The 7,235-nt window shown below is 42.0% G+C and carries 5 protein-coding genes and 1 pseudogene; all 6 read left to right on the forward strand.

Going from position 1 to position 7,235, the window contains the following annotated elements; genetic code table 11:
- A partial coding sequence (locus DW015_RS12930) for a DUF87 domain-containing protein (RefSeq protein WP_117905924.1) occupies positions 1 to 1,446 on the forward strand: 1,446 nt, incomplete at its 5' end.
- A complete protein-coding gene (locus tag DW015_RS12935; protein WP_117905925.1) occupies positions 1,446 to 2,420 on the forward strand; it encodes a hypothetical protein in 975 nt (324 codons plus the stop codon). The genes DW015_RS12930 and DW015_RS12935, both read left to right, overlap by 1 nt.
- A complete protein-coding gene (locus DW015_RS12940) occupies positions 2,417 to 2,653 on the forward strand; it encodes a DUF6103 family protein (protein WP_117864224.1) in 237 nt (78 codons plus the stop codon). Before DW015_RS12935 ends, DW015_RS12940 begins: the two co-directional genes overlap by 4 nt.
- Before the next feature lie 365 nt (positions 2,654 to 3,018).
- Complete coding sequence (locus DW015_RS12945) at positions 3,019 to 3,423, forward strand: hypothetical protein (protein WP_117905926.1); 405 nt, start codon at positions 3,019 to 3,021, stop codon at positions 3,421 to 3,423.
- A 7-nt stretch (positions 3,424 to 3,430) separates the two neighbouring features.
- Positions 3,431 to 6,262 carry a MobP3 family relaxase gene (gene mobP3 / locus DW015_RS12950; RefSeq protein ID WP_117905927.1) on the forward strand — a complete coding sequence of 944 codons (2,832 nt, stop codon included), beginning with the start codon at positions 3,431 to 3,433 and terminating at the stop codon, positions 6,260 to 6,262.
- 236 nt (positions 6,263 to 6,498) lie between these two features.
- Positions 6,499 to 7,235 (forward strand): annotated as a pseudogene (locus DW015_RS12955) (IS256 family transposase); the annotation flags it as partial.

Genomic DNA, 7,235 nt, shown 5'->3' on the forward strand with positions numbered 1-7,235 from the left:
TGTTTTCCTGTTCCCATTGATGACACACTCCTTTGTTTTTATTATACAGGATTAGAAGATAAATTAAAGGAACTGCAAGCCGACATTTCGATGGAATTAACACGTTCAAAAATATCTGTAGACAGGCTTTTGCTCCGTCAGAAAGAGGGCTTTTTATCGGTTTTGCCGACGGGCAATAATGTATTCGCAAGCCAGTTTGAGCGTGTTCTTCCTGCTTCAAGTGTTGCTAATCTTTATCCTTTGAATTACAGCGGAAAAACGGACGAAAACGGCTTCTATATCGGCAGAGATAAGTACGGCAGCAACGTGCTTGTTGACTTTGACAAGCGTACCGAGGACAAGACAAATTCCAATATTTTAATTCTTGGCAACAGCGGTCAGGGCAAGTCGTATCTTATGAAACTTTTGCTGTGCAATCAGCGTGAGGCTGGGAAAAGTGTGTTGGTTTTAGATCCCGAAGCCGAGTACCGTGACATTTGTTCAAATCTCGGCGGAACATACATTGATATGATGTCGGGCGAATTTATGATAAATCCGCTTGAACCTAAAGCTTGGAGCGACGGCGAAAAAGCGGATATTGAAGATCCCGAAACGTTCAGAAAAGTCACAAGATTATCACAGCACATATCGTATTTAAAGGATTTTTTCAGAGCGTACAAGGACTTTTCTGACAGCGAAATTGACACCATAGAGATCATGCTTATGAAGCTGTACGCAAGATTTGGAATTGATGATTTTACCGATTTCAATACGCTGGACAGCGAAGATTATCCAATTATGAGCGACCTCTACGAACTTATTGAAAAGGAATTCATGGCGTTTGATTACGAGAAAAAACATCTTTATACCGAAGAAATGCTGCAGAATATCTGTCTTGGACTTCACTCCATGTGCAAAGGTGCGGAAAGCAAGTACTTCAATGGTCACTCCAACATCAAGGACTGCGAGTTTATCTGTTTCGGAGTGAAAGGTCTTATGGACACTAACAAAAGGCTCAAGGATACGCTGCTTTTCAACATTCTCAGCTATATGAGCAATCAACTGCTCGGCAGAGGAAATACAGTTGCCGCAGTAGACGAGCTGTATTTGTTTCTCACAAATATGACGGCGATTGAGTATATTCGCAACGGCATGAAGCGTGTTCGTAAAAAGGAGTCCTCATTTATTCTGGCAAGTCAGAATATTGAGGACTTTTTACTGCCTGAGATCAAGGAATTTACCAAGCCGCTGTTCAGTATTCCATCTCATCATTTTCTGTTCAACCCCGGTAATATTTCACCGACTGCTTTTATTGATACCTTGCAGCTTGAAGAATCGGAGTACAGCTTGATAAAGTATCCCGAACGTGGCACTTGCCTTTACAGGTGCGGAAACGAGAGATATTTGTTACAGGTCATCGCTCCGCAGTACAAGGCTGTGTTGTTTGGAAACGGTGGTGGTCGGTAATGTCTGCAACAGTTGCGGTTGCTCTGAAAAAGGTAGCGATATATATTCTGGGCGACGAAAAGAAACGAGGAAAGCTGTTTGTTCTGATCGGAAGCATCGCCGCAGGATTTATTGGACTGATGTGCCTGCCCGTAGCTGTGCTTTCGAGCATGGGCAGCATAGAGATCGAACAGCCTGAAATTAACGCTGAAATGTTCAGCGATTCGTCTTTGTTTGAAAGCCTTGACAGCGAACAGCAGGCGAAAATAACCGAAATTCAAAACAGCGGTCAGGAAATTGAGGACGCCATGAGGGGCGCAGGGGTTCGCTCTCAGACCATAAAAGCACAGCTGATATATATGTCATATTTCGATGATGTGCAGAATTTCAATGCGCAGTCCTATGCCAACCTGTTCGCCGTTGCTCCGAATGACAGCGATCTGATCGCTGCGATAAATTCAACTTACGGTTTGGAAATCGACTATGACGAATTTATGAGGACCTACACTTGGGTTATGAATTCCACCATAAATGAGTATATGTTTACGGATAGAACAACAAAAAATTGTTCCGATCTTGCGGCTTGGGCGGAGAATGCGTACATCTCAGGCTGGGGATTTAAGCAGGGTGCAATCGGAAATCGTGACTATGTTGACCGTATCAGATATGCCGATAATGCAGGACTTATGCTTGGATATCTGAACTATAATCCCACGGAAAAAGTGTTCAATTCCGATCATAATACGCTTGTTTTCACCGAGCAAGGCAGTCTTGATACCATGCCTGAGGTCGCAGGTATAGGACTGTTTGACGGCAGTCAGCATGGGATATATGTCGGTGACGGCGAGGTGATTTACTGTTCCGAATCAGCAGGATATGTGACAAAAGACCTTGTTTCAAACGGCGGTTGGACAAGCTGGTGTACCTATGAGGGCGTGGATTATCCGCAGGAAGTGCGGGATAAAATTGATGAAAACGGAGGTGACAGCGAATGAAAAAATCAGTTGCGATAACAATTAGTGATGAAAGATTAGCGGCTCTGGAAATGTATTTGGAGCAGAAAAATATTAAGCTTTCGGATGAAATCGACAAGTGCATTGACGGCTTGTATCAGAAAAATGTACCGCAGAATGTTAGGAATTTTATTGAGATGAAGTCGGAAAAGAAGCCTGCCAAAAAGTCGAGAAACTCTTTGCCTGCCGAAACGGAAAAGCTGTCCGAGCAGTAACAAGCCACAGTTCGCACCGTGTCGCCCCGTGTGGCGAGGTTCGGCGGTCGGTGGGGTAAGTTTACCATAGGAGTGGTTAAACGGCTTTGTGGGCATTTGTCGCAGAGTTTGAGAATGGTGGGAATCAGGAGATTTCGGGTGGGTTTATGAGGGCAAAGCCAATAGGATTGGCTTAAATATTATATTGCAAGTTAAAGTTTCGGGGTTGAAACCCCGAAACAGTTACAGCGGACGGCAAAGCCGACCGCATTTTGCGAGATTTACAGAGTTTTCGGCAAAGGGGTTGTAAAATCGGGGATTTTGAAAATTAGGGGTTGCAGTGGCAGAAAACAGCGTAAAGCCAAGGATTTAAGAGGTGTTGTAAGATGAGTTTTGAGAATAAAGTAAAATTTGCGCTATGGGCATATCCCGAAACGTTGAAAGACGTGGAGGTTCACTACAAAAACGACAACTGCAAGTCGCAGAGTGAGTTTATTGAAAAAGCGATCAAGTTCTACATCGGTTATCTTGATGAGGAAAAAAGCGTGAATTACATTTCACCAATGATAACCGAAACAGTCAAAGCTACAATTAAGGGTACGGAACAGCGGCTTGCCCGCTTGCTTTTCAAAGTTGCAGTTGAGCTTGGCAAGCTGTCGCATATGACTGCGGCGATAAATGATGTGGACGATGAAACGCTTAGAAGTCTTCATGCCATGTGCGTTAATGAAGTCCGTAAAATCAACGGTATTATTGATTATGAGGACGCTGTGGAGTATCAGAAGGAGTGATTTTTAATTGCCAAAATTAATTGTTACAAGCCGCTATCTTAAAAGCGGCTCTGGAAAGAAAAAACAGCTGTACCATTATGTAAAATATATTGCAACCCGTGAGGGTTCAGTCCCGATACCGAATGCAAATGAAACAGCTCCTGCTACGAAAAGTCAGCAGGAGCTTATTTCATCTCTGCTGCACGATTTCCCCGACAGCAAAGAGTTATTTGAGTATGAGGATTACCAAAAGAATCCCACAATTAAAAACGGTTCAGCGCTCATATCGGTAATACTTGACCGAAACATGGACAGGCTTACAAGTCGTGAAAATTATGTTGGATATCTTGCAAACCGTCCCGGCACAGTCAAGTTTGGTTCTCACGGTTTATTCTCACAATCGGACGAGCCTATTAATCTTGAAAAGGTTGCAAAAGATATTGCAAACCACGGCGGTAACGTCTGGACTCATGTCGTTTCGCTGCGCAGAGATAACGCTCAGGCAATGGGGTATGATAATTTAAAAGCGTGGCGGGAATTAGTCAAGCGGCAGATTTCTAACATTGCAAAGAATCAAAAAATTGATATGGCTAATCTGAAATGGTATGCCGCCTTTCACGATAAGAAAACGAATCCCCATGTGCATATCATCGTGTACTCCACAAACGAGCGTGAGGGATTTCTCACTAATCATGGTATTGAAAAAATCCGCAGTGGTTTTGCAAACGATATTTATGCGGACGAACTTCACCATCTCTACGCACAGCAGACCGATTTGCGCAATCAGATGAAAAAAGAGTCTGAGCAGTTGATGAAACAGCTTGCGGATAACATTTCACAGAATGATGTTGATAATGCAGAACTAATTGATCTTGTTGCAAAACTGCATGAACAGCTTAATTCTTCTAAAGGCAAAAAGGTATACGGATACTTGAAAGCGGATGTGAAGAAAACTGTTGATGAGATTTTTATAAGGCTTGCGGAAAACGAATCAATTCAAAAAATGTACTCCCTCTGGTGCGAAATGGAACAGCAGAAGCATGATGTTTATTCGTCAGCAAGAGTTCAGTTTCCGAAGCTTGCGGATAACAAGGAGTTTAAGTCCGTTAAAAATATGATCATTCAGACCGTGCTGGATATGAATAGTCCTGTTGTTGATATTGAGATTGAAGAACCGGAACTGACAGAAAAAACTGATGATGACATAACAGATATTCCTCCGCAGATTGATGAGTTTGATAATGCGATTTATTTTGATAATGACGATATGGCTGCCAATGGTTTTTCATGCAGCAGCAAAATCTCGCCAAAAGAACCCGATGATTCTCCGAAAAGCAAATATTATTTAAAATGGAGCAACGCATACAAAGAAGCCTGCAAGCTGATTTATAACAAGCAATCAAAGCTTGAAGATTTTCAAAAAGCGGAGCAGCTTTTGCTTAACGAATCAGGGGCAGGTAATGTTCTTGCGATTCACGATTTGGGAAAACTTTATTCCACGGAAAAGCTTGGTGCAAAAGAGGAAGAAAAGTCATCCTCATTCTACAAAGAGGCATTGCAGGGCTTTATGGAGATAGAGCCGGATTCGGACTATATGTTCCCATACGAACCTAAATTCAAGGGACAGGTCATGAAACCTGCGGATATGCGTTCTTACGTTTGGTATCGCATTGGTAAAATGCATTGCTATGGGTTAGGCACAGAACAGGATTATGAAAAAGCGTTTCAATGGTTTTTGAAGTCATCTCAGGAGGGCCACAAATTCGCACAATACAGTCTCGCTAACCTATACTATTATGGCAACGGCGTGGAAAAAGATTTGTCGCAGGCCTTTTTGTGGTATCAGAAATCGGCTTCTCAGGGTCAGCCGTATGCTTCCTATGCCGCTGCGCAAATGTACAGCAAGGGTGAATATGTTGCTGAGAATAAAGAAACCGCACAGAGATATTACAAAGCTGCATTGTCAGGATTTCTTGAACTCGAAAGCAAGGATCAGGCTGACGATAACCTATTTTATAAAATTGGAGTTATGTACAAAAACGGACTTGGAACGGAAGCTGATATTTCAAAAGCCATTGATTACTTCAAACGTTCCGCTGAGATGAATAACAAGAATGGTCTGTATGAATATGGCAAAGCATTAATTCAGGGAAACCACATTGAAGCTGATTTGGAGAAGGGGTTGGAGTGTGTAGAAAAAGCAATGAAACTTAAAAATTCCAATGCAAAGCGTTTTTTTGCATTGGAATATATTTCGGGTGAACATTTTTCACAAGATATTGAAAAAGGACTATTTATGTTGACAGAATGTGCAGATAAGGGTGACAGTTTTGCTTGTTTTCAGTTGGGTCAGTTTTATTTGAAAGGTGAAATTGTCACGCAGGATTTAGAAAGAGCAGAGAAATATTTGCTGCTTGCAGAGGATAACGAATTCACACAGTATGCTTTTGGGAAGTTGTATTTGCAGGAAGAAAAGTATGATATTCAAAAGGCGGTAGATTACTTTGAAAAATCCGCTGATAAGAATATGTGGTCAAGCTATCAGCTCGGCAGGCTTTATCTTTTCGGAGCAGATGAACTTGAAAAGGATAAGGAAAAGGCTGTGGAGTGGCTCACAAAGTCCGCAAATGATGGTAATGAGTACGTTCAGAATATGCTTAACAATATTGATGATTTTGAAAATATGCTGCTTAGAAATACTGTTATGGGATTGTTTGTGAATTTAAGTCGCTGTATTGAGGATAATTATTCGCAGAAGCAGTGTTCTTTAAAAATACAAACTGATAGAAAGCTCAGAAAAATGATACAAAAGAGAAAGTCAGGAATTGGCATCAGAGAAGAACAAAATATGACTAACTAAGAAATATCTTAAAAGCTATATTCAAAGAAAAGATAGGTTTTCTCCCATATGTTATGTAAATCTCCAAAGTAGTGTATAATAAAAGAGCTGAGACCCACCGAAAAAAAGTCTGTAAAAACGCAGTCAACTATGGTAAAATATAAATAACACAGGAGGCTGATTTTTTATGGGAAGAAGAAAAAGAGAACCAATGAGCGAAGGAAAAAAGAACATCATCGGAATGCTGCTCGAGGAGTATGATATCCGATATCACAGACCGCCTTCTTCCGCAGATAGAGGACTGGCAGAAACGTCCTCTGGGCGAGGTTTATCTCATTGTATTTATTGATGCTGTACATTTTTCTGTACGAGAAAACGGACAGATAAAAAAACTTGCAGCATATGTAATCCTTGCAGTAAGCTTGACAGGTCACAAAGAAGTGCTGTCCATACATATCGGTGAAAACGAGAGTGCAAAGTACTGGCTTGGCGTTCTGAACGAGCTGAAAAATCGTGGTGTAAAGGACGTCCTCGTGATATGTGCCGATGGTCTTTCGGGTATGAAAGGAGCGCCGTATCAGCGGCATTTCCGCAGACAGAATTACAGCGTTGTATCGTTCATCAGGTGCGAAATATGCTGAAATACGTTGGCGAAAAAAGCAAGAAAGAATTTGCTAATGATCTGAAAACAATTTACCAGGCGCCGTCTGAGGACGCTGCACTTGAACGGCTTGAGCGTGTGACGGAGAAGTGGGAGAAAGATTATCCAAACGCCATGAAGAGCTGGTACAAAAACTGGGATGTGATCTCACCGATCTTCAAGTTTTCCGCTGATGTGAGAAAGGTCATTTACACCACCAATGCGATCGAAAGCCTTAACAGCGGCTATCGTCGTCTGAACAAACAGAGAAGCGTGTTTCCCAGCGATACGGCGCTGTTAAAGGCACTGTATCTTGCAACTCATGAAATAGCGAAAAAATGGACTATGCCGCTG

This window comes from Ruminococcus sp. AF37-20 (assembly GCF_003460465.1).
Classification (GTDB): Bacteria; Bacillota; Clostridia; order Oscillospirales; family Ruminococcaceae; genus Hominimerdicola; species Hominimerdicola aceti.

Excerpts from the sequence above, each read along its gene's own strand:
- DW015_RS12935 (WP_117905925.1), top strand. The coding sequence starts at position 1,446 with ATGTCTGCAACAGTTGCGGTTGCTCTGAAAAAGGTAGCGATATATATT.
- DW015_RS12940 (WP_117864224.1), top strand. The coding sequence starts at position 2,417 with ATGAAAAAATCAGTTGCGATAACAATTAGTGATGAAAGATTAGCGGCT.
- DW015_RS12945 (WP_117905926.1), top strand. The coding sequence starts at position 3,019 with ATGAGTTTTGAGAATAAAGTAAAATTTGCGCTATGGGCATATCCCGAA.